Annotated in this window: 25 protein-coding genes; 23 read left to right on the forward strand and 2 right to left on the reverse strand. The window is 65.6% G+C overall.

Annotated elements, in window-relative coordinates; all coding sequences use genetic code 11:
• Positions 1-35 precede the first annotated feature (35 nt).
• A complete protein-coding gene (locus AACW18_RS02895; RefSeq protein ID WP_218387793.1) occupies positions 36-1,118 on the reverse strand; it encodes a methyltransferase in 1,083 nt (360 codons plus the stop codon).
• A gap of 334 nt (positions 1,119-1,452) precedes the next feature.
• Between AACW18_RS02895 and AACW18_RS02900 the strand changes: the two genes are divergently transcribed.
• The 16 genes from AACW18_RS02900 to AACW18_RS02980 all read left to right on the forward strand — a co-directional run bounded on the left by AACW18_RS02900 (position 1,453) and on the right by AACW18_RS02980 (position 17,393).
• On the forward strand, positions 1,453-2,166 hold the full coding sequence (locus AACW18_RS02900) for a beta-ketoacyl synthase chain length factor (protein WP_218387794.1): 714 nt from the start codon (positions 1,453-1,455) through the stop codon (positions 2,164-2,166).
• Positions 2,151-2,909, forward strand: coding sequence for a lysophospholipid acyltransferase family protein (locus tag AACW18_RS02905; RefSeq protein ID WP_218329852.1), 759 nt, complete (start codon positions 2,151-2,153; stop codon positions 2,907-2,909). Before AACW18_RS02900 ends, AACW18_RS02905 begins: the two co-directional genes overlap by 16 nt.
• Before the next feature lie 17 nt (positions 2,910-2,926).
• Positions 2,927-3,208 (forward strand): phosphopantetheine-binding protein, encoded by a 282-nt coding sequence (locus AACW18_RS02910; protein ID WP_042651722.1) that lies wholly within the window; start codon positions 2,927-2,929, stop codon positions 3,206-3,208.
• The gene (locus AACW18_RS02915) at positions 3,208-3,456 is read left to right on the forward strand and encodes an acyl carrier protein (RefSeq protein ID WP_042651723.1); all 249 of its coding nucleotides are present in this window, start codon (positions 3,208-3,210) and stop codon (positions 3,454-3,456) included. Before AACW18_RS02910 ends, AACW18_RS02915 begins: the two co-directional genes overlap by 1 nt.
• A 269-nt stretch (positions 3,457-3,725) precedes the next feature.
• Complete coding sequence (locus tag AACW18_RS02920) at positions 3,726-4,292, forward strand: hypothetical protein (RefSeq protein WP_218387795.1); 567 nt, start codon at positions 3,726-3,728, stop codon at positions 4,290-4,292.
• Positions 4,289-6,082 (forward strand): ApeI family dehydratase, encoded by a 1,794-nt coding sequence (locus tag AACW18_RS02925; protein ID WP_218387796.1) that lies wholly within the window; start codon positions 4,289-4,291, stop codon positions 6,080-6,082. The genes AACW18_RS02920 and AACW18_RS02925 overlap by 4 nt, the downstream gene beginning before the upstream one ends.
• A complete protein-coding gene (locus AACW18_RS02930) occupies positions 6,079-7,839 on the forward strand; it encodes a glycosyltransferase family 2 protein (protein ID WP_218388340.1) in 1,761 nt (586 codons plus the stop codon). Before AACW18_RS02925 ends, AACW18_RS02930 begins: the two co-directional genes overlap by 4 nt.
• Positions 7,829-9,418: an HAL/PAL/TAL family ammonia-lyase gene (locus AACW18_RS02935; RefSeq protein WP_218387797.1), complete on the forward strand. Its 1,590-nt coding sequence runs from the start codon at positions 7,829-7,831 to the stop codon at positions 9,416-9,418. Before AACW18_RS02930 ends, AACW18_RS02935 begins: the two co-directional genes overlap by 11 nt.
• Positions 9,408-9,833: an acyl-CoA thioesterase gene (locus AACW18_RS02940; RefSeq protein WP_218387798.1), complete on the forward strand. Its 426-nt coding sequence runs from the start codon at positions 9,408-9,410 to the stop codon at positions 9,831-9,833. The genes AACW18_RS02935 and AACW18_RS02940 overlap by 11 nt, the downstream gene beginning before the upstream one ends.
• Positions 9,834-9,844: 11 nt before the next feature.
• Positions 9,845-10,456: an outer membrane lipoprotein carrier protein LolA gene (locus tag AACW18_RS02945; protein WP_218387799.1), complete on the forward strand. Its 612-nt coding sequence runs from the start codon at positions 9,845-9,847 to the stop codon at positions 10,454-10,456.
• A gap of 28 nt (positions 10,457-10,484) precedes the next feature.
• Positions 10,485-12,803, forward strand: a complete 2,319-nt coding sequence (locus AACW18_RS02950) for an MMPL family transporter (RefSeq protein ID WP_218388341.1) — start codon at positions 10,485-10,487, stop codon at positions 12,801-12,803.
• A gap of 40 nt (positions 12,804-12,843) precedes the next feature.
• Positions 12,844-13,413, forward strand: coding sequence for a DUF3261 domain-containing protein (locus AACW18_RS02955; RefSeq protein WP_256351752.1), 570 nt, complete (start codon positions 12,844-12,846; stop codon positions 13,411-13,413).
• Positions 13,410-14,657 (forward strand): beta-ketoacyl-[acyl-carrier-protein] synthase family protein, encoded by a 1,248-nt coding sequence (locus AACW18_RS02960; RefSeq protein ID WP_218387801.1) that lies wholly within the window; start codon positions 13,410-13,412, stop codon positions 14,655-14,657. Before AACW18_RS02955 ends, AACW18_RS02960 begins: the two co-directional genes overlap by 4 nt.
• Positions 14,650-15,105 (forward strand): ApeP family dehydratase, encoded by a 456-nt coding sequence (locus AACW18_RS02965; RefSeq protein ID WP_218387802.1) that lies wholly within the window; start codon positions 14,650-14,652, stop codon positions 15,103-15,105. The genes AACW18_RS02960 and AACW18_RS02965 overlap by 8 nt, the downstream gene beginning before the upstream one ends.
• Before the next feature lie 63 nt (positions 15,106-15,168).
• Positions 15,169-15,894 carry a 3-ketoacyl-ACP reductase FabG2 gene (locus tag AACW18_RS02970; protein ID WP_218387803.1) on the forward strand — a complete coding sequence of 242 codons (726 nt, stop codon included), beginning with the start codon at positions 15,169-15,171 and terminating at the stop codon, positions 15,892-15,894.
• 272 nt (positions 15,895-16,166) lie between these two features.
• On the forward strand, positions 16,167-17,393 hold the full coding sequence (locus AACW18_RS02980) for a beta-ketoacyl-ACP synthase (protein ID WP_218387804.1): 1,227 nt from the start codon (positions 16,167-16,169) through the stop codon (positions 17,391-17,393).
• 71 nt (positions 17,394-17,464) lie between these two features.
• Here the strand turns inward: AACW18_RS02980 and mog are convergent, their stop codons facing one another.
• On the reverse strand, positions 17,465-17,995 hold the full coding sequence (gene mog, locus AACW18_RS02985; protein WP_042651731.1) for a molybdopterin adenylyltransferase: 531 nt from the start codon (positions 17,993-17,995) through the stop codon (positions 17,465-17,467).
• A 405-nt stretch (positions 17,996-18,400) separates the two neighbouring features.
• Here mog and AACW18_RS02990 point away from each other — a divergent pair, with 405 nt between their 5' ends.
• The 7 genes from AACW18_RS02990 (at position 18,401) to proX (ending at position 24,641) form a co-directional block, all read left to right on the forward strand.
• Entirely contained in the window at positions 18,401-18,739 is a 339-nt protein-coding gene (locus AACW18_RS02990; RefSeq protein WP_042644227.1) for a DUF3135 domain-containing protein, read from the forward strand.
• 219 nt (positions 18,740-18,958) lie between these two features.
• Complete coding sequence (locus tag AACW18_RS02995; protein ID WP_218387805.1) at positions 18,959-19,771, forward strand: threonine/serine exporter family protein; 813 nt, start codon at positions 18,959-18,961, stop codon at positions 19,769-19,771.
• Between the two features lie 94 nt (positions 19,772-19,865).
• Positions 19,866-20,333 (forward strand): threonine/serine exporter family protein, encoded by a 468-nt coding sequence (locus AACW18_RS03000; protein WP_218290518.1) that lies wholly within the window; start codon positions 19,866-19,868, stop codon positions 20,331-20,333.
• 24 nt (positions 20,334-20,357) lie between these two features.
• Positions 20,358-20,852 (forward strand): type 3 dihydrofolate reductase, encoded by a 495-nt coding sequence (folA, locus tag AACW18_RS03005; protein WP_218387806.1) that lies wholly within the window; start codon positions 20,358-20,360, stop codon positions 20,850-20,852.
• 467 nt (positions 20,853-21,319) lie between these two features.
• Positions 21,320-22,516: a glycine betaine/L-proline ABC transporter ATP-binding protein ProV gene (gene proV, locus AACW18_RS03010; RefSeq protein ID WP_218387807.1), complete on the forward strand. Its 1,197-nt coding sequence runs from the start codon at positions 21,320-21,322 to the stop codon at positions 22,514-22,516.
• Complete coding sequence (gene proW / locus AACW18_RS03015) at positions 22,513-23,658, forward strand: glycine betaine/L-proline ABC transporter permease ProW (RefSeq protein WP_218387808.1); 1,146 nt, start codon at positions 22,513-22,515, stop codon at positions 23,656-23,658. Before proV ends, proW begins: the two co-directional genes overlap by 4 nt.
• Positions 23,655-24,641 carry a glycine betaine/L-proline ABC transporter substrate-binding protein ProX gene (gene proX, locus AACW18_RS03020; protein ID WP_218387809.1) on the forward strand — a complete coding sequence of 329 codons (987 nt, stop codon included), beginning with the start codon at positions 23,655-23,657 and terminating at the stop codon, positions 24,639-24,641. Before proW ends, proX begins: the two co-directional genes overlap by 4 nt.
• Positions 24,642-24,744 lie beyond the last annotated feature (103 nt).

Genomic DNA, 24,744 nt, shown 5'->3' on the forward strand with positions numbered 1-24,744 from the left:
TCTCGTGTCATCGATGCTGCCATTCCGATGGGGCATTATGGCCAGCTGGGCAGCGGATGGGCAACCAGCAGGGTGTGGCCGGGCCCCGGGATCTCGTGCTCGGCCTCCACGTGGAAACCGGCCTCGCGCAGGCACTGGTACATCTGCTTGGAGTGATAGAAGCGGCTGTCGCCGTTGGCGATGGCGGTGAAGTAGAGGGAGGTGGCGTTGAGACAGAAACTGGCGGCCTCGAAGCTCTGCCGGTCCCAGAACAGCTCTAGGATGCAGACCCTGGCCCCTGGCTTCATGTGGCGGCGAATGCGTTTGAGGATGGCGACTATCTGCGGGTGGCTGAAGCAGTCGAGGAACTGGCTCATCCACCAGATGTCCGCCTCACCCGGCAGCGGCCCGTCGGCGTCGAGCATGTTGACGGCATGGCCGTCGACCCGCTCCGCCAGCCCGGCCTCTGCTATCCGGGGCTGGGCCAGGGCGAGCTGCTCCGGCAGATCCAGTATGGTGACGCTGAGTGCAGGATCCCGGGCCGCGCAGGAGAGGGCCCACTTGCCGGTGTTGCCACCCACGTCATAGAGCCGCCGCGGCCGGTAGCTCAGCACATGATCCTGGGCCTGGCGGAAGGCCCAGTCGGAATAGAAGTGATCGAAGGCAAACCAGCTGGCCCGCGCCGGCTCGGGCAACGCATCGAGGTGGGGATAGATGGTGGCCCAGTCGGGGTCGAACAGCTTGAGCCCCTCGGGCTTTCCCTCGCGAATGGCACTGAGCAGGTGGGCGAGGGGCTGATAGCAGACGTGCTGGGTGAAATCCATGTTGACCCGGGTCATGGGGTCGTTCTGCAGGTACTTGCCGACCCTGCCGAGCACGTAGCGCTCGTCGGCCAGATGACAGAGCCCGCCGCCCAGCCCCATGTCCAGCAGCACCGAGACCGCATATTCGCTGAGCCCGCAGTGGCCGGCTATCTCGGCCGTGGTGGCGCCCGCTTTGCCGCACTGCTCCAGGTAGGCCAGCACGCCGGTCTCGCGCAGGCACCAGCTCGCCTGGAACAGCATGGGGGCGAAGGCGATGCGCTGGGCCTGACTGATGGCGTCGAGGGCATCATATTGCTCGCACTGATAATGTTTCACTGGGCGGCTCTCGTGGTGGGTGATGGGTGGTTGGGGCGAAACAGCCCGGCCTGGCTCGGGTCGCCATTGATGATTGTTCCGCGGTGCTGCTGCTTATTAACTGGAACAATAAGACATCATTATCTGGCGGCTTTCAATAAAAGGCGACTACAAACAAAGGGTTATATTTTATGCTGCCTACTCTTTCTGAAAAATAATGCTATGATGGCCGGCATCATCAATGGTGGTAATAGGTTGGCTATTCGCTCGGCATGGACTCGCTGTACCCTGTCGCCGGCTGAACCGCTTATTGCTCATGATCCCTAACGCCGCAACAGGACGGAGCGTCGCTATCATGCTCTCATTTTCACTCCTCGATGCACAGGCGCTCTCCCCCGGTCTGGACCAGACAGGCCAGTGGCGGCAGTGGGCCGAGCAGGGCCGCTGGCCCGCCGACGCCTCCATGCCGCCGACCCCGCTGCTGCCGATGATGATGGCCCGCCGCCTCAGCGCCGGCGCCCGGCTCGCGGTGCAGCTGGGGCTGGAGATGCTGGCTCGCCACCCCGTCGACAGCGTCATCTTCGTCAGTCGCCACGGCGAGCTGGCCCGCTCCATGACGCTGTTGCAGGGGCTGGCGGCGGGCAAGCCCCTCTCTCCCACGGATTTCTCCATGTCGGTGCACAACACGGCGGCCGGGATCTGCTCCATTCAGGGCAAGGCGGCGCTGCCCATGAGTTCGCTCGCCGCGGGGGAGGGCAGCCTGATGGCGGGGCTGACCGAGGCGGTCGCCACTCTGAGCGTCAACAACGGTCGTGTGCTGCTGGTGGCCTTCGAGGGCGAGATCCCGGCCTTCCATCGGCGCTGGCTGCTGGCAACCCCGCCCTATGCGGTCGCGCTGATGCTCACGGATGAGCCGGGCGGGGAGCACTGGCACTGTGGCAGCCGGCGGGCCGAGACCCGGCCTCCCGCATTGGCCCAGCCTCTGGCATTCTGGCGCGCGCACCTGTTGCAACAAGCCGGCTGCCTGCTCGGGGATGGGCGCCAGGAGTGGTCATGGCGGCGCGACTGAACCGGCTCTGGCGGCTGGCGGGCACCGCCCTCGGCTTCACCCTGTTTGGGCTTGGCGGTCTGCTGCTCAGCCTCTGCTGGTTCCCGCTATTGGCGCTCTGCCTGCGGGGGGAGCGGCGCCGCACCCTGGCCCAGGCCAGCATCAAGCAGAGTTTCCGGCTGTTTATGGGGCTGCTCAGGGGGTTGGGGGTGCTCGACTACAGGGTGAGTGGCCTGCCGGACTCCCTGCGCGGCGTGCTGGTGGTGGCCAACCACCCCAGCCTGCTGGACTATGTGATGCTGGCCGCCGAGCTGCCGGCCTGTGACTGCATCGTCAAGCAGGCTTTGTGGCATAATCCCTTTCTCGGTGGCGTGGTGCGTGCCGCCGGCTACATTCCCAATGTGGAGGCCGAGCAACTGCTGCCGCGCTGCATCGAGCGGGTGCGCCAGGGGGGCCTGCTGCTGGTGTTTCCGGAAGGCACTCGCACCACCCCGGGCCAGCCGATCCGGCTGCAGCGGGGCGCCGCCCAGCTCGCGCTGCGTGGCCAGCTGCCACTGCAGCCCGTGCGGATCCAGTGCAGCGAGCGCTTCCTCACCAAGCAGGACAAGTGGTACCGGACCCCGGCCAACAAACCCTGCTTCACCCTGGAGTTTCTGCCGCAGATCCATGCCGCAGAGGTGGTCGACGGCTCGCAGCACGGCGCCCTGGCCGCCCGCCAGTTAACCCGGTTTCTTACCCGGGTCCTGCAACCCGGGACCCCATGACAGCCTATGGAAGAGCAATGCAAGACCTGCAACAAGAGATAAAACGACTCATCATCGACAGCCTCAACCTGGAAGGCTTGAGCCCGGACGACATCGACAGCCAGGCGCCCCTGTTTGGCGATGGCCTGGGTCTGGACTCCATCGATGCGCTGGAGCTGGGGCTCGCCATCAAGGGGCGTTACGGCATAGTGCTCTCCGCCGATGACGAGAATACCCGTCGCCACTTTGCCAGCGTCGATGCCCTGGCGGCGCTGATCCAGGCGCAGGCCGGATCCCGCCCCCTCGTGGAGAAACCGTGATGAACAGAGACGACATCTTTGCCCAGGTGAAGGCCACCCTGATCGACTTGTTCGAAGTGGACGAGGCCGCGGTCACCCCGGATGCCCAGCTCTATCAGGATCTGGAGCTCGACAGCATAGACGCCATCGATCTGGTGGTGCACCTGCAGAAGCTGACCGGCAAGAAGATCAAGCCGGAGGAGTTCAAGTCGGTGCGCAGCGTCGGTGACGTGGTCGATGCGGTCCAGCGCCTGATGGATGAGGCCTGAGCCGGCGATGAGACCCAAGCCGCACGGAGCACGGCCATGAGGCGTCAGCTCTCTCGTCTGAGTCGGTCATGATGCTGCTCTCCCTCCTGAGTCGGGGGCGGCCATCATGATCCGGCTGCTCTCCCTCCTGAGTCGGGGGCGGCCGTCATGATCCGGCTGCTCTCCCTCCTGAGTCGGGGCGGCCGTCATGATCCGACTGCTCTCCCTCCTGAATCGGGGGCGGCCGTCATGATCCGGCTGCTCTCCCTCCTGAATCGGGGGCGGCCATCATGATCCGGCTGCTCTCCCTGCTGGCGGGTGGCCTGCTGCTGCTCTATCCCCTCGCCGTGTACTGGGGGCTGACCCATTGGGGCGGCTCCGCCCTGCTCGTCATCCTGCTGGTGACCTTCGCCCTGCGGCTGTTGCCCGGGGTTGCCCCGGTGCGCGAGTGGTTGCTGCTCGGCCGTCTGCTCGCCTGTGTTGGCCTGCTGCTGACGGGGCTCAGCGCCCTCTTCTCGGCCCAGCACTGGCTGCTCTACTACCCCCTCGTCGTCTCCCTGGCGCTGCTCGGCCTGTTTGGCTGGAGCCTGAACCAGCCCATGACGCTGGTGGAGCGGCTCGCCCGCCTGACCGATCCCGACCTGCCCCCGGCCGGGGTGCGCTACACCCGCACCGTGACCCGGGTCTGGTGCGGTTTCTTCGTGCTCAATGGCACGCTAGCCGCCGCCACCATCTGGCACGGGGATCTCGCCCTCTGGGGCCTCTACAACGGCCTGATCAGCTATCTGCTGATGGGCTTGCTGATGGGGGCCGAGTATCTGGTGCGCCTGCGGGTCAAGCGGAGCTTTGCCTCATGAGGGGGCCGATCAGCTTGCTCGCCGCCATCTGGGGGCGGGGGGACGAGGAGCCGGTGGCATTCGGCCCCCAGGGGGATTGCTGCTTCGGCACCCTGCGCCTTGACAGCGAGGCACTGGCTGCCCGATTGGCGAGCCTGCCCGCCCGGCGCTGGGCGCTCTGTTTCGACGACAGCCTGCTGTTTGCCCAGGCGCTGCTGGCCTGTGCCCTGACGGGGCGCGAGGTGGTGCTGCCAGGGCATCAGCGTCCGGCCGCCCTGGCCGAACTGCAGGACCACTTCGATGGGGTGCTGACCGATAGCCAGCAATTTGGGGGGGGGGTCGCGGGCCCCTGGCTGCGGCTGCCGCTGTCCGGTGTGACCGTCTCTGAGGGCGCGCAGCCCTCTCGCTGGCCGGCCCCCACATCCCTGCAATTGACCCTGTTTACCTCGGGCTCCACCGGCGCCCCCAAGGCGATCCCCAAGGCTTGGCACCAGCTCGAGGCCGAGCTGCGGGTCTTGATCGAACTCTGGGGCGAACGGCTCGGCGGCGCCCGCCTGCTGGCGAGCGTCAGCCATCAGCACATCTACGGCCTGCTGTTTCGCATCCTGCTGCCCCTGGTGCTGAGGGTGCCCTTCGCCCGCACCCTGACGCTCTATCCGGAGCAACTGCTTGAGCTGCCGGGCAAATGGGGGCTGATCGCCTCCCCGGCCTTCCTCAGCCGGCTCGATCCCGGCCTCGGGGCGAGGGGCTGCTGCCTCATCGTCTCCTCTGGCGGCCCCCTGGCCCCGGCGGATGCAGCCAAGGCCCGCGAGCTGCTCGGCCAGTTGCCGGTGGAGATCTTCGGCAGCAGCGAGACCGGCGGCATCGCCTGGCGCCAGAGTCCGGCGCCGGACACCCCCTGGCGGCCCATGCCGGGTGTCCGGGTCGAGCAGGCGGACGAGGATTGCCTGCTGCTGCACTCCCCCTTCCTGCCCGATGGCGCGCCGCTGCTCTGCGCCGATCGCATCCGGCTGACCGACAGCGGTTTTCATCTGCTGGGGCGGGGGGATCGGCTGGTGAAGATCGAGGAGAAACGCATCTCCCTCGATGAGGTCGAGAGCCGGCTCATGGCGCTGCCTTGGGTAGTGGCGGCGGCCGTGCTGCCGCTGACGGTAGGGAGCCGGCAACTGCTCGCCGCCGTGCTGGTGTTGACGCCAGAGGGCCAGGCCCGGTGGCAGGCGCTGGGGCCGGGCCGCTTCCTCATCGCCCTGCGCGATCGGCTCAGACCCTGGCTCGAGCCGGTGGCGCTGCCGCGTCGGGTGCGCATCCAGCCGGCGCTGCCCCTCAACAGCCAGGGCAAGCGGCCCTGGGCCGAGCTGAAGGCGCTGTTTGACGAGGCGCCCGTTGATGTACAAAACACGGACTCGTCACAGGCCGACTCGCCACAGAAGGACAAGATGGATCGACAGGGATCCGTCCCCATGCAGATAAGCGGGCTACCCACCCTGCTCGAGCAGCGCTGGCTGGACGGCACCCTGGTGCTGCGCCTGCGGCTGGAGCCGGACTTGCCCTGGTTTGTCGGCCATTTTCCCGGCGCCCCCCTGCTGCCCGGGGTGACTCAGGTGCACTGGGCCATGCACTATGGCCGCGCGCTGCTCGGCCTGACCGGCGCCTTCGGCGGCATGAGCCAGCTCAAGTTTCAGCGCCCCTTGCGCCCGGATCAGGAGTGCGAGCTGCACCTGAGCTGGCAGGCCGAGCGGGAGCAACTGCTGTTCAGCTACCGGCTCGGGGATGAGCATGCCAGCAGCGGTCGGGTGCGGCTATGTCCCTGAATCCCTGCCTCCTCATTCCCTGCTACAACCATGCGGCCCCTCTGGCCGGGGTGCTGGCCAGGCTGAAGCCCCTGGGGCTGCCCTGCCTGCTGATCGATGACGGCAGCGAGCCCATCGCGGCGGCGGCCCTCGACGCCCTGGCAAAGGAGCATGGGGATTGGCTCAGCCTGTTGCGCCACCCCGAAAATCTCGGCAAGGGTGCCGCCGTGATGACCGGGCTCAGGGCCGCACTGGCGCGCGGCTTCAGCCATGGGGTGCAGATAGACGCGGACGGTCAGCACGAGCTGTCCGACGTGCCTCGCCTGCTGGCGGAGGCGACGGCTCACCCGGCGGCCCTGGTGTCGGGCCGCCCCCTCTATGACGACTCTGTGCCCAAGGGGCGCCTCTATGGTCGCTATGTCACCCATGTCTGGGTCTGGATAGAGACCCTCTCCTTCGCCATCGAAGACAGCATGTGCGGCTTTCGGGTCTACCCCTTGGCGGCGAGCTGCGCCCTGTTTGACGAGGTGCGCCTCGGCCGGCGGATGGATTTCGACACCGAGGTGATGGTGCGCCTCCATTGGCGCGGGGTGCCGGTGCGCTTCGTGCCGACCCGGGTCATCTATCCCCAGGACGGCAGCTCCCACTTCCGGCTCTGGCGAGACAACCTGGCCATCTCCTGGATGCACACCCGGCTGGTGTGCCGCCTGCTCTGGGATCTGCTGATGAAGGTACTGAGCTGGCCGGCCCGGCTCTGGCAACAGGGCAAGAAGGTGCGCTGGTCAGGTACCCCAGACAGGGAGGGGGCCCGCCCGCAAGGGGAGGGCTGGCTGGCCTGGGGCAAGCGTCACTGGTCACGCACCCCCGAGCGGGGCTCCTGGCTCGGCATGCAGATCATGCTGGCCAGCTATCGGCTGCTCGGCCGGGGCGGCTTCAAGGCGCTGCTCTATCCCGTCATCGGTTACTTCTGGCTGACCGGGCGGCGCCAGCGGGCGGCCTCGGAGCAGTATCTGGCCCGGCTAGAGGCGTTTGCGGCGGCCAACGACATTCCACTGCCCGCGGGACCGAGATCCAGCTTTCGCCACTTCCTGCGCTTTGGCGAGGCGGCGCTGGACAAGCTGGCGGGCTGGCGCGGCGACATCCCCTCCGAACAGGTCGAGCTGGTGGGGCGCGAACACTATGAGGCGGCGCTCGCCTCGGGCCGCGGCCTGCTGCTGCTCGGCTCCCACCTCGGGGATCTCGAGCTGTGCCGGGCGCTCGGTACCCGGGACGGCCAGGTGCGCATCAATGCCCTGGTGTTCACCCGCCACGCGGCGCGTTTCAATGCCCTGCTCAAGCAGATCAACCCGGGCGCCAGCCTCAATCTCATCCAGGTGCAGGAGATGGGGGCCGATACCGCCATCCTGCTCAAGGAGAAGATAGAGGCGGGGGAGTGGGTGGTGATCGTCGGGGATCGCACCTCGGTGACGCGGGAGAAGCGGGTAGTCTGGGCCGATTTTCTCGGCCAGCCGGCCCCCTTTCCCCTCGGCCCCTTCGCCCTGGCCAGCGTCTTGGCCTGCCCCGTCTACCTGATGTTCGGCCTCAAGGAGCAGGGGCGTTTTCGCGTCCATTTCGAGCCCTTCGCCGAGCGCCTGCTGCTGCCCCGTGCACAGCGGGAGGCTGCCCTGCGCCACTGGGTGCAAGCCTATGCCGACCGCCTGCAGTACCACTGCCTGCAGGCGCCGCTGGACTGGTTCAACTTCTTCGATTTCTGGCAGCTGACTCATGATGAACAATGATCTCCCCCCCTCCCAGCAGGCCGATGAGGCCCTGGTCACCTTTGGCGCAGGCCGGCTCACCATAGAGCAGGTGGTGGCCCTGGCCGAGGGGCGTGCCAAGCCGGTGCTCAACCCGGATCCCGCCTTTATGGCCCGCATCCAGCGCGGCGCCGACTTTCTCGACCGGTTGCTGGCGGAGGAGGGGGTCATCTACGGGGTGACCACCGGCTATGGCGATTCCGTGACCCGGGCCGTGCCGCCGGCCCTGGTGGCCGAGCTGCCCCTGCACCTGACCCGCTTCCATGGCTGCGGCCTGGGGGAGGATCTCGATGTGACGGCAGGACGCGCTGTGCTGGCGACCCGGCTCTGCTCCCTGGCCCAGGGGGTCTCCGGGGTCAGCCCGGCCCTGCTCGAGCGGCTCTGCTGGCTGCTGGAGCAGGATCTGATCCCGCGCATCCCCGAGGAGGGGTCGGTCGGCGCCAGTGGCGATCTCACCCCCCTCTCCTACGTGGCCGCCGTGCTGGTGGGGGAGCGCGAGCTCTATCGGGACGGTCGGCTGGCGAGCACCGCCGCGGTCTATCAGGCCCTGGGTGTCAGCCCCCTGACGTTGAGACCCAAGGAGGGGCTGGCGCTGATGAACGGCACCTCTGTGATGACGGCGCTCGCCTGCCTGGCCTACGCCCGCACCGACTACCTGATGCGGCTGGCGACCCGGATCACCGCCCTGGTCAGCGTCGCCATGGCCGGCAATGCCTTCCACTTCGACGAGCGGCTGTTCGCCGCCAAGCCACACCCCGGCATGCAGGGCATCGCCGCCTGGCTGCGGGCCGATCTGCAGGGCGGGGAATTGCCGCGCCACAGCGACCGGCTGCAGGACAGATATTCCCTGCGCTGCGCCCCCCACGTCATCGGCGTGGTGGCCGACAGCCTGCCCTGGTGGCGCCAGCTCATCGAGAACGAGCTCAACAGCGCCAACGACAACCCGCTCATCGATGGTGAAGGCGAACATGTGATGCATGGCGGCCACTTCTATGGTGGCCACATCGCCATGGCCATGGACAGCATGAAGACGGCGGTGGCGAACCTGGCGGATCTGCTCGATCGCCAGCTGGCGCAGCTGGTGGACACCAAGTTCAACGGCGGCCTGCCGAGCAACCTCTCCGGCGCCAGCGGCGAGCGGCGCATGATCAATCACGGCTTCAAGGCGGTGCAGATCGGGGTCTCCGCCTGGACCGCAGAGGCGCTCAAGCTGACCATGCCCGCCAGCGTCTTCTCCCGCTCCACCGAGTGCCACAACCAGGACAAGGTGAGCATGGGCACCATAGCGGCGCGGGATGCCCTGCGGGTGCTGACCCTCAGCGAGCAAGTCGGCGCCGCCTGCCTGCTGGCGGCGGTGCAGGGGGTCGAGCTGCGCCTTGGCGTGCAGCAACGCAGCCTGGAGGAATTGAGCCAGCCGTTGCAAGGGATGGTGCTGGCGGTGCGCGTCCATCATCCGGCGCTGGTGGAGGACAGGGCGCTGGAGCAGGAGCTCAGGGCGCTGATCGCCCGACTGCAAGGACGTCACTATGAGTTGTATGGGGAGGATAAAGATGCAGAGTGAACCCTGGATGCTGAGTCACAGCATCGAGATCGAGATCCCGTTTCACGATATCGACATGATGGCGGTGGCCTGGCATGGCCACTACGTGCGCTACATCGAGCTGGCCCGCTGCGCCCTGCTCGAGCGGATCGACTACAACTACCCCCAGATGGCGGCCTCCGGCTACCACTGGCCCGTGATCGACCTGCGGCTCAAGTACATGGCGCCGCTGCGCTTTGGCCAGAGGGTGCGGGTCGAGGCCAGATTCAGCGAGTACCAGAACCGGCTCAAGATCGAGTACCAGCTGTTCGATGCCATCAGCGGGGTGCGCACCAGCAAGGGCTACAGCATCCAGGTGGCGGTGAACCAGGAGAGCGGCGAGATGTGCCTCGCCTCGCCAAGGATCTTGCTCGACAAGCTGGGAGTGAGTGAATGAGGCGGCTCTTGATGAAGGGAATGCGCGGCTGGCTCTGTGCCTGTCTGTGGCTGATGTTGCCGGGGGTGGTGCAGGCTGCCCCCATGACCCAGGCCGAGGTGCGCGAGCTGCTGAGTGCGCAGCCGGCCCAACGAGCTCGCTTCGAGCAGGAGAAGCAGGTGGTCGGGCTGGCCCAGCCCCTGAAAGCCAGCGGCGAGCTGCTGCTGGCGCGCGGCCAGGGGCTCTGGTGGCATCAGTTGCAGCCCTTTGAACTGGCGCTGAGTCTGACTGCCCAGCGCATGCGTCAGCAGATTGGCCAGGGGCCTGTTCAGGTTATCGACAATCCCCAACTGCTCGAATTCAGCGGCATGCTGCTGGCCCTGTTCGGTTCGGATGAGCAGGCGCTGACCCGCTATTTTTCCCTCGACTTCCAGTCCACCGAGCAGAGCTGGACCCTGGTGCTGACGCCGCTGGCGGCGCCACTGAACAAGGTATTTGCCAGTCTGACGTTAGGCGGTGGCAAGCAGCTGGATCGGCTAGTGATCGCCGATCGCCAGGGGGATGAGACCCGCATCCGCTTCTCTCACTGGCAGGCGGTGAGTCTCCCCCTCTCTGCCGAGGAGCAGGCCCATTTTGTCCCCTGAAAACCCTGGCGACGCCGCATCCTCTCCCGTGCGGCCATCCCCCGTCCGGGGCTGGAGCGAGCCGACCTGGCGCCGGCTCTCCTGCCTCTGGCTGCTGCTCAGCCTGTTGGCGCTGGCGCTGCTCGGCTGGCAGCTCTCTCACAGCCGCATCAATACCAGCCTGATGGATCTGCTGCCCCAGGAGGAGAGATCCACACTGGATCCGGCCCTGCGCGGTGGCCTGCTGCGCCAGCTCGACAAACAGCTGGTCTGGATGTTGAGCCTGCCGGCGGGGCAGGATGGTCGCGTCGTGGCAGATGAGTGGGTCAAGGCCCTGAACGCCTTGCCCGAGCTCAGCGCGGTGCGCGGTGCCCAGCCAGAGCTGGCCCCCGCCTGGCAAGGCTTCATCTATGACTATGCCTGGCAGCGCCTCGATGAGGGCAGCCGGGCCCGGCTGGCCGCAGGGCCCGAGGCCTGGAGCCAGTGGGTGCTCGGCCAGATCTACAGCCCCTTCGGTGGCGTCTCCCGCCCCGAGTGGCAAGCCGATCCCCTGCTGCTGACCCGCGCCGGGGTGCAGGGTCAGGCGGCCACGGCCCTGCGCCTCGATCAGGGCTGGTTGATGAGCCGGGACGAGGCGGGGCGGCAGTGGTTTCTGCTGCGAGCCGAGCTGGACCTCTCGGCCTTCGATCTCTCTCGCAATAGCGAGCTGCTGGCCCGGCTCAACGCGGCAGAGCAGAGCCTCAAGGCCGAGTATCCCGGGCTGGAGCTGCTGCGCCGTGGCACCCTCTTCTACAGCCAGCATGCCAGTGACCTGGCTCAGGAGGATATCTCCACCATAGGGCTCGGCTCCACGTTCGGGGTCTTGCTGCTGATGTGGTTGGCGTTCCGCTCTGGTCGTGCGCTCTGGATCTCCCTGCTGCCCATCGCCATCGGCCTCGCCTGGGGGGTGTTGGCCGTGCTGCTGTGGTTTGGCGAGGTGCACCTGTTCACCCTGGTGATCAGCTCCAGCCTGGTCGGCGTCATCGATTACGGTATCCATTTCTTGACCGAGCGGCGCCTGCACGGGGACCAGGAGAGCCCCCACCAGACTCGCGCCCGCTTGCTGCCAAGCCTCTCGATGGCGCTGTTCGCCACCCTGGTGGGCTATGGCCTGCTCTGGCTCGCCCCCTTCCCCGGCTTGCAGCAGATGGCGCTGTGCGCCCTGGTGGGGCTGACGGCCTCGTTTATTACCGTGCTCTGCCTGTTCCCACTCTGGCTTGGTGACTTGCCCCAGCGGGAAGCGCGCATCCTGGTGCCGATGGCGCTCTGGCTCAAGTGGTGGCGCGAGAGCCGTGCCTTGCGCTGGGGCGTCCCACTGCTCTGGCTGATCCTGATAGGGGTGGGATTGAACCGGCTGGAGGTCGATGACGACATAGCCCGGCTGCAGCCGCTGCCCACCGAGCTGCAGGCACAGGAGCGGCAGATCCAGCACCTCACCGGCCAGCAGGGGGGCATGACGGGCTTCCTGGTGACGGCGGCGGATGGCGAGACCGCCTTGCAGCGGCTCGAAGCCATGAGTCATAAGCTGGCTCAGGCCAGGGCGCAGGGTCAGCTGGCAGGTTTCGTTTCGCTGGCGCAGTGGCTGCCGTCCCAGGCACAGCAGCGGGCGGATCATGCCGCCCTCACTCGGCTGTTGCCCGAGGTGGTGGCGCGGCTCAATCAGGCCGGCGTGCCGGTCGAGGCCAAGCCGAGATCCTGGCATCCCCTGACTCCCGAGCAGTGGCTGGCCAGCCCGGTCAGCGAGGGCAGTCGACTGCTCTGGCATGGGTTGCCAGATGGTCGGGTGGCGCTCTGGCTGCCGGTGAACGGGGTGACGGAGGTTGCCGCCGTGGCAAAGCTGGCGCAGGGGCAGGAGGGGGTCTTCTGGCAGGATCCACGCAACCAGTGGAGTGAGCTGTTTACCCACTACCGTATCAAGCTGACCGAGCTGCTGCTGGTGGCTATCGCCCTGGTGGGTCTGCTGCTCTGGGTCCGGTTTGGCTGGCGCAAGAGCGTGCGGATCCTGCTGATCAGCGGATTTTCGCTGGGGGCCGGTCTGGCCCTGCTGGCCGCCTGTGGCCAGCCGCTCACCCTGTTCGGGGTGCTGGCCATGAGCCTCATCTTTGGCATCGGCATCGACTACAGCCTCTTCTTCGCCTACAGCGGCGGGGATCCCCTGCGCCAACGCTCGACCATGTTCGCCATCTTGCTGGCGAACCTGACCACCCAGCTGTCGTTCGGCCTGCTGGCCCTGAGCCACACCTCGGCCATCGCCGGCTTCGGTCTGGTGCTCAGCGGCGGTATCTTCACCGCATTCCTGCTCTCACCACTGGTACTGGAGAGGCGATGACCCCATGACCACTAGCCACCGCAGCTCTTCGGGAGCCATGATGAAGTTGTTTTTGTCCCTGTTGTTCGCCACCTTGCTGAGCGCCTGCGCCAGCCAGCCCGTGCCCGATAATCGTGCCTTCCTGAGCCCGGACACCAGCCTGCTGCTGCCAGCCCCGGTGCGGGCTCAACCGCTCTATCGCCAGCAACTGCTGAGTGCCACGAGCAAGGGCGGCCAGCATCAGCTGCTGACCGTGCTGGAGGCCGATGGACACCGGCTCACCCTGGTGGGGCTGACCCCCAGCGGGATCCGGCTGTTTCGGCTGAGTTATGACGGCGAGCGGATCCAAACCGAGCAGCTCTCCAGCCTGCTGGGAGGGGCGGCCCTGCCCCCGGTAGCCCAGGTGCTCGCCGACGTGATGCTGAGCTACTGGCCCATCGCCGCCTGGCAGCCACAGCTGCCCAAGGGCTGGCGACTCGAGGACGAAGGCATGGTACGCCGTCTGACCGATCCCGATGGCCGGCTGGTGAGCGAGATCCACTACCGGCAGATCGCCGGCGAGCGCGAGCCGGTGCGGCTGATCCAGCACGCCTTCGATTACCAGTTGCAGATGGAGAAGCTGGCGCCATGAGCCCGAATCGGAAGGATCGCCCGCCGGTTGCCCCCTGCTACATCCGGGACTACGGCCTGATCTGCGCCCTGGGGGAGGGCAAGGCGGCGGTGTCTGCGGCCCTTGCCCGCTGGCAGGCGCAGGGCATCAGCCCGCTGGATGCGGAGTCGCAGGCCCTGAGCGATGGCCGGCTCACCCCGGTCGGCCGGGTGAGCGCGGCGCTGCCCCCTGTGCCCGCGGCGCTCTCGGCCTACGACTCGCGCAACAACCGCTTGTTGCTGGCGGCCCTTGCCCAGATCCGGCCAGGGTTCGATGAGCTCAAAGCCCGGCTGGGGGCGGATCGCATCGCCATCGTGCTGGGCACCAGCACCTCTGGGATCGCCGAGGCCGAGGTGGCGGTCGCCGCCGCACAAGCTGGTCAGCCGCTGCCGGCCGGGTTTGACTATCGTCAGCAGGAGCTGGGCTCGCCGAGTGAATTTCTGGCGCGCCATCTGGCCCTGACCGGCCCGGCCTACACCCTTTCCACCGCCTGCTCCTCGAGCGCCCGTGCCTTCATCAGCGGCCAGCGCCTGCTGGCGGCCGGGCTGGCGGATGCGGTCATCGTCGGCGGCGTCGACAGCCTGTGCGGCCTGACCCTCAACGGCTTCGACAGCCTGGAGTCCCTCAGCCTGGCGCGCTGCCGCCCCTTCGCCGCCGAGCGGTGTGGCATCAACATCGGGGAGGGGGCCGCCCTCTTCCTGCTGAGCCGGGAGCGTGCCGGACTCGCCCTGCTCGGCACGGGCGAGTCGTCCGATGCCTGGCATATCTCGGCGCCCCATCCTGAGGGGCTGGGGGCCGAGGCCGCCATGCGCATGGCGCTGCTCCAGGGGGGCATCGAGGCCAAAGCGCTCGACTACATCAACCTGCACGGCACCGCGACCAAGCTCAACGACGAGATGGAGAGCAAGGCGCTGGCCCGGCTGTTTGGCGCGGGCGAGACGGCGCCCTGCAGCTCCAGCAAGATGCTGACCGGCCACACTCTTGGGGCGGCCGGCGCCATCGAGGCGGCGCTCTGCTGCCTGCTGATGGAGCAGGCACTGCCGCCGCCCCCGCAGGGGGAGGCACAGGATCCGGCCCTGGCCCCCATCCGGCTGGTGCGGGCAGGGGAGGCGGGCAGACCGCTGGCCCGGGTGCTGTCGAACTCCTTCGCCTTCGGTGGCAATAACGTCAGCCTGCTGTTGGGGCGTATCATCTCGGGGAAGGAAGGAGAACCGCCCCATGAATGAGATAGCCATCGCCGAGTTGCTGCCCCATCAGGCCCCCATGCTGCTGCTGGATCGGCTGCTCGAATACCGGGGGCAGCGGGTGCGCTGCGAGACCCGGGTCGGCGCGCGCCACGGCCTGCTGCTCGATGAACAGGGCAACTTGCCCGCCTGGGTCGGTCTGGAGCTGATGGCCCAGACCATAGCCGCCTGGGCGGGGATGCGGGGGCGTGAGCGGGGCGAGCCGGTGCGCATCGGCATGCTGCTCGGCAGCCGCCAGTATCGCTGTCAGGTGCCGGCGTTCGCGGCCGGGGAGTTGCTGGTGATCGAGGCCGAGTGCCTGCTGGAAGATGGCGGCATGGCCAGTTTTGAGTGCCGGATCCTGCGGGGAGACGAGCCCTGCGCCGAGGCGCGCCTCAGCACCTACCTGCCCGGCGATGCCGAGCTGGCCGAGTTGCTGGCACAGCCTTAGGTCCCGGCCAAAGCGCTGGGCTAAAAAACCGGTTTATCTGAATCTGTTAGAGAAGGATCGAATATGAGTTCCACCGTATTGGTGACGGGCGCCAGCAAGGGCATAGGCCGCGCCATCGCCCTGAAGCTGGCCGCCGATGGCTTTCACATAGTGGTGCACTATCACGGCGACAGCGCCGGCGCCGAGGCGACCCTGGCCGCCATAGTGGCGGCGGGAGGGCAGGGGCGGCTGATCCAGTTCGATATCTCGGATCGGGCGCAGTGCCGCAGCCGGCTCGAGTCCGACATCGAGGCCCATGGCGCCTACTACGGCGTGGTCAGCAACGCCGGGGTGATCCGCGATGGCGCCTTCCCGGCCCTGACCGACGAGGACTGGGACGGGGTGCTGCATACCAACCTGGACGGTTTCTACAACCTGCTCAAGCCCTGCATCATGCCGATGATAGGGCTGCGCCGGGGGGGGCGCATCGTCACACTGTCATCGGTGTCCGGCATCATGGGCAACCGCGGCCAGGTCAACTACAGCGCCGCCAAGGCGGGCATCATAGGGGCCAGCAAGGCCCTGGCGCTGGAGCTGGCCAAGCGCAAGATCACGGTCAACTGCGTGGCCCCCGGCCTCATCGACACCGGCATGGTCAATGCCGAGGTGGAGGCCGAGGCCATGAAGATGATCCCCCTCAAACGCATGGGCCAGGCCGAGGAGGTGGCGGGGCTGGTCTCCTACCTGATGTCTGATATCGCCGCCTATGTGACCCGGCAGGTCATCTCTATTAATGGAGGCATGGCGTGAAGGGTATGAAGGGTATGAAGCGAATGGGACTGGTCTCCTACCCGCAGTCAAATTCAGACATCGCCGCTTATGTGACCCGGCAGGTCATTTCTATTAATGGAGGCATGGCATGAAGGGTATGAAGCGAATGGGACTGGTCTCCTACCCGCAGTCAAATTCAGACATCGCCGGCTATGTCACCCGCCAGGTGATCTCGATCAGCGGGGGCATGGTATGAGCGGGGATGTGAGACTATGGGGCCAACTTGAGCAGGCAGAGTGGAGCAGAGCAGCATGAAGCGTGTCGTAGTCACCGGCATGGCCGGAGTGACCGCCTTCGGTAACGACTGGCAGAGCGTGGGGCCACGCCTGCGGCAGGAGCACAACGCCGTGCGCCAGATGCCGGAGTGGGATGTCTATGAGGGGCTCAACACCCGACTGGCGGCGCCCATCCTGGATTTCGCGCTGCCGGCCCATTACCCGCGCAAGAAGACCCGGGCCATGGGGCGGGTCTCCGAGCTCGCGACCGTGGCGACCGAGCTGGCCCTGACCCGGGCCGGGCTCATCGATCATCCGGTCCTGACCGGCGGTCGCACCGGCATCGCCTACGGCTCCTCCATCGGCAGCACGGGGCCCATCAGCGACTTTGGGGCCATGCTTAACGACAAGACCACCGCCAGCATCACGGCCACCACCTATGTGCAGATGATGCCCCACACAGCGGCGGTCAATACCGGCCTCTTCTTCGGCCTGCGCGGCCGGGTGATCCCTACCTCCAGCGCCTGCACCTCCGGCAGCCAGGGCATAGGCTACGCCTACGAGTCCATCAAGCACGGCTATCAGGATCTGATGGTGGCCGGGGGCGCCGAGGAGCTCTGCCCCTCGGAGGCGGTGGTATTCGACACCCTGTTCGCCACCAGCCTGATGAATGACAGCCCGGCGCTGAGCCCCAGGCCCTTCGATCGGGACCGCGATGGCCTGGTGATCGGGGAGGGGGCGGGCAGCCTGATCCTGGAGGAGCTGGAGCATGCCTTGGCGCGGGGGGCACCCATCTTCGCCGAGCTGGTGGGCTTTGCCACCAACTGCGATGCGGCCCATGTCACCCAGCCCCAGCAGGAGACGATGCAGCTCTGCATGGCGCTGGCGCTGGCCGATGCCGGCCTGCAGGCCAGGGACATCGGCTACATCAGCGCCCATGGCACGGCCACCGAGCGGGGCGACATCGCCGAGAGCCACGCCACTTCGGCCCTGTTCGGGGACAAGACCCCGATCTCCTCCCTCAAGAGCTACTTAGGCCACACCCTGGGGGCCTGCGGCGCCATCGAGGCCTGGCTCTCCCTCGAGATGATGGCCGAGGGCTGGTTTGCCCCCACCCTCAACCTGAACGAGCCAGATCCCGCCTGCGCCCCGCTGGATCATATCCGCAGCGGCGGCCGGACGCTGGCGGTGGACTATCTGATGTCCAACAACTTCGCCTTTGGCGGCATCAATACCTCCCTCATCTTCAAGCGCTGGCCCTAGCCGCCGGCCAACAGGCTGGAAATAAAAAGAGGCGCCCAGGGGCACCTCTTTTTATGGGTGATGAGCAGAGCTCATTTCTTGGGACGAAATGGCTTGATCACGCTCTCGTCGCACTCGAGATAGGGGCCGTCCATCAGATCGATGCAGTAAGGAATGGCGGGGAAGACAGCGTCCAGACACTCGCGGATCGACTTGGGTTTGCCCGGCAGGTTGACGATGAGTGAGCCGCCGCGCAGGCCGGCGGTCTGGCGGGAGAGGATAGCGGTGGGCACGAACTTGAGGGACTCGGCCCGCATCAGCTCGCCAAAGCCCGGCATCATGCGATCGCACACCGCCTCTGTGGCCTCCGGGGTGACATCCCGCTTGGCCGGCCCGGTGCCGCCTGTGGTGACGATGAGGCAGCACTGCTCCTCATCCGCGAGTGCAATCAGGGTCGCCTCAATCTGATCCTGCTCATCCGGGATGAGCCGATAGACGGGCTCCCACTCAGAGGTCAGGTAGCTGCCCAGGGTGTCTATGATGGCCTTGCCGGACAGGTCTTCGTAGATGCCCGCGCTGGCGCGATCGCTGACGGTGACGATACCGATTCTTGCCTTGCTCATGCTCTGCCCTTGCTCATTCGAAAAAGTGGTAAATAAAATAACATAATCAGATAGATATGTTAAACCAGCGGGGCGGGTATAGGGAGGGTCGCCAGAATGGAGAGCCGAACGAAAAACCGATCCGCCCCCACCGATGAATAGGGAATAAGGGCGGGTATATAAACATGTAAAATTTATAAAAAAACTGACGCAGGCCGAATGCCGATAATTACATGAATCATAAAGAATAAATGTTCAGCCGCGTCAACATATCGCCCCACTGATAGGGAAATGGACTCCTGTGGCACGGGGCAGGCCGAACCAGAATCGCCGTCATCTTATATAACCATCCTTACGGACAGTGAAATTATGTGCTGAGCGTAGTCGTGGAAGTGTCACACATGAGGCTTCTGGCCAGGAGGGCATATGGAGCTGCCTGATTTCGATACTCTGAAACACTGGGCCCTCGACGAGCCGGAGCGGCTCGATGAGCTGTTGCACCAGCAAATAGATGCCCTGATCGCGCAGGTGGGGCCGGATCGGCAACGGCGGCTGCGGGGCCTGCAATTTCGCATCGATTGCCAGCGGCGTCTGGCCCGGAATAATCTGGATAGCTGCATCCGGATCGCCAACATGATGCACGACTCTTTCTATGCCATGCGCCGTCATATGAGCCAGCTGCAGGAGGAGTCATCGGCACGGGAGGAGGCGCGGCCGCCGCTGAATAATGTGATTCAACTGTCGGATCATAGGCGCAATAAATAAAGTATTGGCACCCGGCTCTCTTTATTCCCCCGCATATTCTTGCAGGCAAACCACCCGATGTTAATTAGTTGGGTGGTTTGTTTGTTATTTGCTGCCAAGCGGCGCTGGGCGCCGGATAAATAACATCTGGGCTGGCTAAATCATCAGATATGGGTGAAGGACTATACCGTTTGGGGTAGTATCTCGGCACATTTCATCTTGCTACGACTCTAAGGGATTATGAGAAGTATCACGCCAAGAAGGGTGCTGTCACCGGAACAACAGACAGAGATCACCCGGATCATCGTCAAGGTGGGCCAGCTGCTGGCCCAACATGGGGCCGAGGGGCGCATCATAGAGCAGACCACGGTCCGGCTCGGGTTGGCTCTCGGGCTGGAGAGCGTCGAGATGGCCATCTCCGCCAGCGCCATAGTGCTGACCAGCCTCTATCAGGGCAACTGCGTCACCACCACCCGCCGGGTGCGGGATCAGGGCATCAACATGCAGGTGGTGTGCGAGGTTCAGCGCCTCTGCATACTGGCGGAGAAGGAGCTTGTCGGGGTGCGGGAGGTACGCCAGCGGCTCGATGGCATAGTGCCATTCCACTATCACCCCTGGCTGGTGGTGCCCATGGTGGGGCTTTCCTGTGGGGCCTTCAGCCTGCTGTTCGGCGGCGACTGGCCCATCTTCCTGGTGACCTTCGTCGCCGCTGCGGTGGCGATGCGGGTGCGTCAGCTGATGGCCCGCCATCACCACAGCCCGCTCATCAACTTCGCCGTGACCGGGTTTGTCGCCACCCTGATCGCCTCCAGCGCCACCTACTTCCAGTGGGGAGACCAGCCCTATCTCACCATGGCGGCCAGCGTGCTGTTGCTGGTGCCGGGCTTCCCGCTCATCAACGCCGTGTCCGACATGGTGAAGGGCTACTTCAATCTGGGGCTGGCCCGTTGGGGCACGGCGACCTTGCTCACCGTCAGTGCCGTCATCGGCATAGTGCTGGCCATGTCGGTCACCGGGATCTGGGGCTGGAAGCTGTGGTGGGACTCGATATGAGGCGAAATGAAAGGGCCTGCGAGCCAGGGCCATCCCCCCTAGGTGCAGCGCTTATCCGCCGCCAGCAGTTGCCGGTTCGGCTGGGGGAAACACCATGATGGATCTGCTCCTGCTGCTGGCCAGGGATGCGTTCTGGTCGGCCATCCCGGCGGTGGGCTTCGCCATGCTGTTCAACGTGCCGCCGCGCATGCTGAAGTATTGCGCCATGGGCGGTGCCCTGGCCCACAGCCTGCGTACCCTGCTGATCCATCATGGCATGCCCATCGAGTGGGCCACCCTGGCGGCGTCCACCACGGTCGGCTTTGTCTGCGTCTACTGGTCGCAGCGTCTGCTGGCCCCCCGGCCGGTGTTCAGCGTCGCCTCCATCATCCCCATGATCCCCGGCAGCTATGCGTTCAAGACCATGATCGCCGTGGTGGAGCTCAACATCTCGGGGGTGACTACCGAGCTCATCCATCATGCGGTGACCAATGGCCTCAAGGTGTTGTTTATCGTGGGGGCGCTCAGTTTCGGTTTGGCGATCCCCTCCCTGGTCGTGTACCGTAATCGGCCCATTGTCTGAGACAGGCTGCAAGAGGCTGAACCCATGCAAATTTCCATGATTGCCGCCATGGCGCAGGATCGCGTTATCGGGCTGGACAACCAGATGCCCTGGCATCTGCCCGCCGATCTGGCCCACTTCAAGCGGGTCACGCTCGGCAAGCCGGTGCTGATGGGGCGCAAGACCTTCGAGTCCATCGGTCGGCCGCTGCCCGGGCGCCGCAACCTGGTGATCAGCCGCAACCCCGATTACCGGGTCGATGGGGTGGAGGTGGTCGATTCGGTCGAGGCCGCGCTGGCGCTGCTGGCGAGCGGCGAGGCGGTGGATGAGCTGATGGTAATCGGCGGTGGCCATCTCTATGCCCAACTGTTGCCGAGGGCGGATCGCCTCTACCTGACCCGGATCGAGCTGGCTGTCCCGGGGGACACACGTTTCCCCGCCTTCGATGAGGGGGAGTGGCAGTGCCTCGAGCGCGAGGCGCACCCGGCGGACGAGAAGAACCCGCACCCCTACAGCTTCGAGACCTGGCAGCGACGCTAGTCCACTCGCACCAAGCAGGCCCCTCCCGTTGCGAGGGGCTTTTTTTTTTGCGGCTTGGCCGTCGCACCCGGCATAGGTTCTCGCTCTGCCCAACCCCCTCCGAGTGTTCCCCTCATAGCGATTAAATATAGTTAGTATTGTAATCATTTAAGGGCCCTTCATGGGAGGCAGCCATCCACCCGGGAATGGCCCTCCGCCATGACCCTCACTCGCTTGATTTTGCTCATTAAATGGAATGGTTATGGATTTTTATTGCAAGAATCTCATGTTTTTTCGGTGTTGTTCGGTCATCTGTTGAATTTTTGTTGCTGTAAATAAGTTATAAAAATCAGTTGTTTATGACTGAAGTAATTTGTTGGGACTCTTATGGTTCTTTTGTTGTTCATGTAAATTGTTTAGTGTAGAAAGTAATTGGTTCGCGTTCGGCAGGCTAATCACCCAGATGTCGACCATGAAAAAAGGACAGTATGACAGTCAAACTCGAAGTCAAATCACTCTATAAAATCTTCGGAGAACATCCGGAAAAGGCGTTCAAATTGCTGGCAAAAGGCCACGACCGCGCCAGCATCCTGCACAAGACAGGACAGACGCTAGGGGTGCAGGGGGTCGATCTGGCCATCCACGAGGGGGAGATCTTCGTGGTGATGGGCCTGTCCGGCTCGGGCAAATCCACCCTGGTGCGCCTCTTCAACCGCCTCATCGAGCCGACCCGTGGTCAGGTGCTGATCGACGGCGAGGACATAGCCGCCATCTCGGACAGCGAGCTGCGCCAGGTGCGGCGCAAGAAGATCAGCATGGTGTTTCAATCCTTCGCCCTGATGCCCCACCTGAGCGTGCTGGAAAATACCGCCTTCGGCCTGGAGCTGGCCGGGGTGCCGCTGGCGGAGCGCCAGCAGAGTGCCCGTCAGGCACTGCGCCAGGTGGGCCTGGGGCAGTGGATTGACGCCTACCCCGATGCCCTCTCCGGCGGCATGAAGCAGCGGGTCGGCCTGGCCAGGGCGCTGGCCAATGACCCCGACATCCTGCTGATGGACGAGGCCTTCTCCGCGCTGGATCCGCTGATCCGCACCGAGATGCAGGACGAGCTGCTCAAGCTGCAGGCCAGCCAGCAGCGCACCATCGTCTTCATCTCCCACGATCTGGACGAGGCGATGCGCATCGGCGATCGCATCGCCATCATGCAGGATGGCCAGGTGGTGCAGGTCGGCACCCCGGACGAGATCCTGAACCAACCCGCCAACGACTATGTGCGCGCCTTCTTTCGCGGGGTGGATCTCGCCAACGTGTTCAGCGCCCGGGATGTGGCCAGTCGCAAGCAGACGCCGCTCATCAAGAAACACACCACCGACGGGCCGGGCAACGCCCTGCGCCAGCTCAAGGAGCTGGAGCGGGAGTACGGCTACGTGGTGGATCGCAGCCGCCACTTCATCGGGGTCGTCTCGGTCGAGTCGCTGAGCCAGGCGGTGCGTGACAGGGGGAGCCTGGAGCAGGCGCTGCTGGCGGACATCCAGCCCATCCTGGCCGACACCTCCCTCAACGAGCTCATCAGCCAGGTGGCCGCCGCACCCTGTCAGGTGCCCGTGGTCGAGCTAGATGGCACCTACCTTGGGCTCATCTCCAAGGCCAACCTGCTGAACACCCTGGACAGGAGTACCCCGCTATGAATTTGATTCCTCACCGTCTGCTGGCCGGCTTGCTGGCACTGCTGTTATTGGCGAGCGGCCCGGCCTGGGCCGACGAGGCGCAGGCCGATCCCTGGGGCGCCACGGCCACCACCGCCACCAGCGATCCCTGGGGCAGCACCGAAACCCAGGCCGCCGACTGGCAGAATCAGATCGCCACGGCGGATACCGGGGCGTCCATCGACTGGCTGGATCCCTTCCAGCAGGCCTTGGTACCGCTGGACCGCTGGGTCGAGAGCGGCATCGGCTGGCTGGTGGAGAACCTGCGGCCGGTGTTCCAGCTGGTGCGGGCACCGGTGGAACTGACCCTCAACGCCATGACCCACCTGCTGCAGACGGTGCCCTCCGCCCTGATGATAGGCCTGCTGACCCTGATCGCCTGGCAGCTGGTCAACGGCCGCATGGCACTCGGCACGCTTGTTTCTCTGGTGATGATTGGCCTTATCGGTGCCTGGTCCGATGCCATGGTGACCCTGTCGCTGGTGCTGACCTCGCTGTTCTTCTGCGTGCTGATCGGGCTGCCGGTCGGCATACTGCTGGCCCGCAGCGAGCGGCTCTCCACCTGGACCCGGCCGCTGCTGGATGCCATGCAGACCACCCCGGCCTTCGTCTACCTCATCCCCATCGTCATGCTGTTTGGCATCGGCAACGTGCCCGGGGTGGTGGTGACCGTCATCTTCGCCCTGCCGCCCATGATCCGGCTGACCATGCTGGGGATCCGGCAGGTGCCCGCCGATCTGGTGGAGGCGGCCCACTCGTTCGGTGCCAGCCCCTCCCAGCTGCTGTTCAAGGTGCAGCTGCCGCTCGCCATGCCCACCATCATGGCCGGGGTCAACCAGACCCTGATGCTGGCGCTCTCCATGGTGGTGATCGCCTCCATGATCGCGGTCGGCGGCCTGGGCCAGATGGTGCTGCGTGGCATAGGCCGCCTCGACATGGGGCTCGCCTCCATCGGCGGCCTCGGCATAGTGCTGCTGGCCATCGTCCTCGACCGCCTGACCCAGGCGATGGGGCAGCCGGATCGCAGCCGGGTCGGCCGCTGGTATCAGCGTGGCCCCCTGGCGCTGCTGCTGCGCCTGTGCGGTCGCAGCAAATCCATTCATTGCAAAGGAGTAACCTCATGAGACGCATCACCAAGAGCCTGACCCTGGGCACCCTGTTGCTGAGCACGGTCGCCATGGCCAGCACCGAGCTGCCGGGGGAGGGCGTCAAGGTGCAGCCCCTGCAGAGCTCCTTGCCGGAAGAGGCGTTCCAGAGCCTGCTGGTCAGCAAGCTGATGACGCGGCTGGGTTATGAGGTGCGACCCGCGCAGGAGGTGGACTACAACGTGGCCTATGCCTCGGTGGCGCAGGGGGATGGCACCTTCCTGGCCTTCAACTGGATCCCGTTGCAGGACAACAAGTACGAGCAGGCGGGGGGTGACAAGGTGTTCTTCCGCCAGGGCACCTATGTGGCCGGCGCCGCCCAGGGCTATCTCATCGACAAGCAGACCGCGACCCAATACGGCATCACCAACCTGGGTCAGCTCAAGGATCCCAAGCTGGCGGCGCTGTTTGACGGCGACGGTGACGGCAAGGCGGATCTGGTGGGCTGCAACCCGGGCTGGGGCTGCGAAGGGGCGATCAACCAGCATCTCGACGAGTTCGGTCTGACCCCGACCGTCAGCCACAAGCAGGGCAACTACGCGGCCCTGGTCGCCGACACCCTGGCCCGCTACCAGAGCGGCAAGCCGGTGCTCTATTACACCTGGACCCCTTACTGGCTCAGCAGCGAGCTGGTGCCGGGGCGGGACGTGGTGTGGCTGGAGGTGCCGGCCGATGCAAGGGGTGCGGACCAGACCCGCTTGCCGAATGGCAAGAACTACGGCTTTGCCGTCAACACCATGCACATAGTCGCCAACAAGGCCTTCACCGATGCGAACCCGGCGGCCGCCAAGCTGTTCAGCATCGTCAAGCTGCCCCTCAACGACATCAACATCCAGAACGGGCTGATGAACAAGGGGCAGAACAAGCCGGCGGATGTGGAGCGTCATGCGGATGCCTGGCTCAAGGGGCACCAGGCCCTGGTCGACGACTGGCTGACCCAGGCCCGCGCCGCCGCGCAGTAGGCCGAGCCGGCGGGCAAGGAAGCTCGCTCCGAACCCCGCTGGTTTCAGCAAGCGAAACAGCAAACAAAACGCCCGGCAGTTGCCGGGCGTTTTTTATGGTCAA

It is taken from the genome of Aeromonas sp. sia0103 (assembly GCF_963895295.1).
In the GTDB taxonomy this organism is placed as follows: Bacteria; Pseudomonadota; Gammaproteobacteria; order Enterobacterales; family Aeromonadaceae; genus Aeromonas; species Aeromonas encheleia.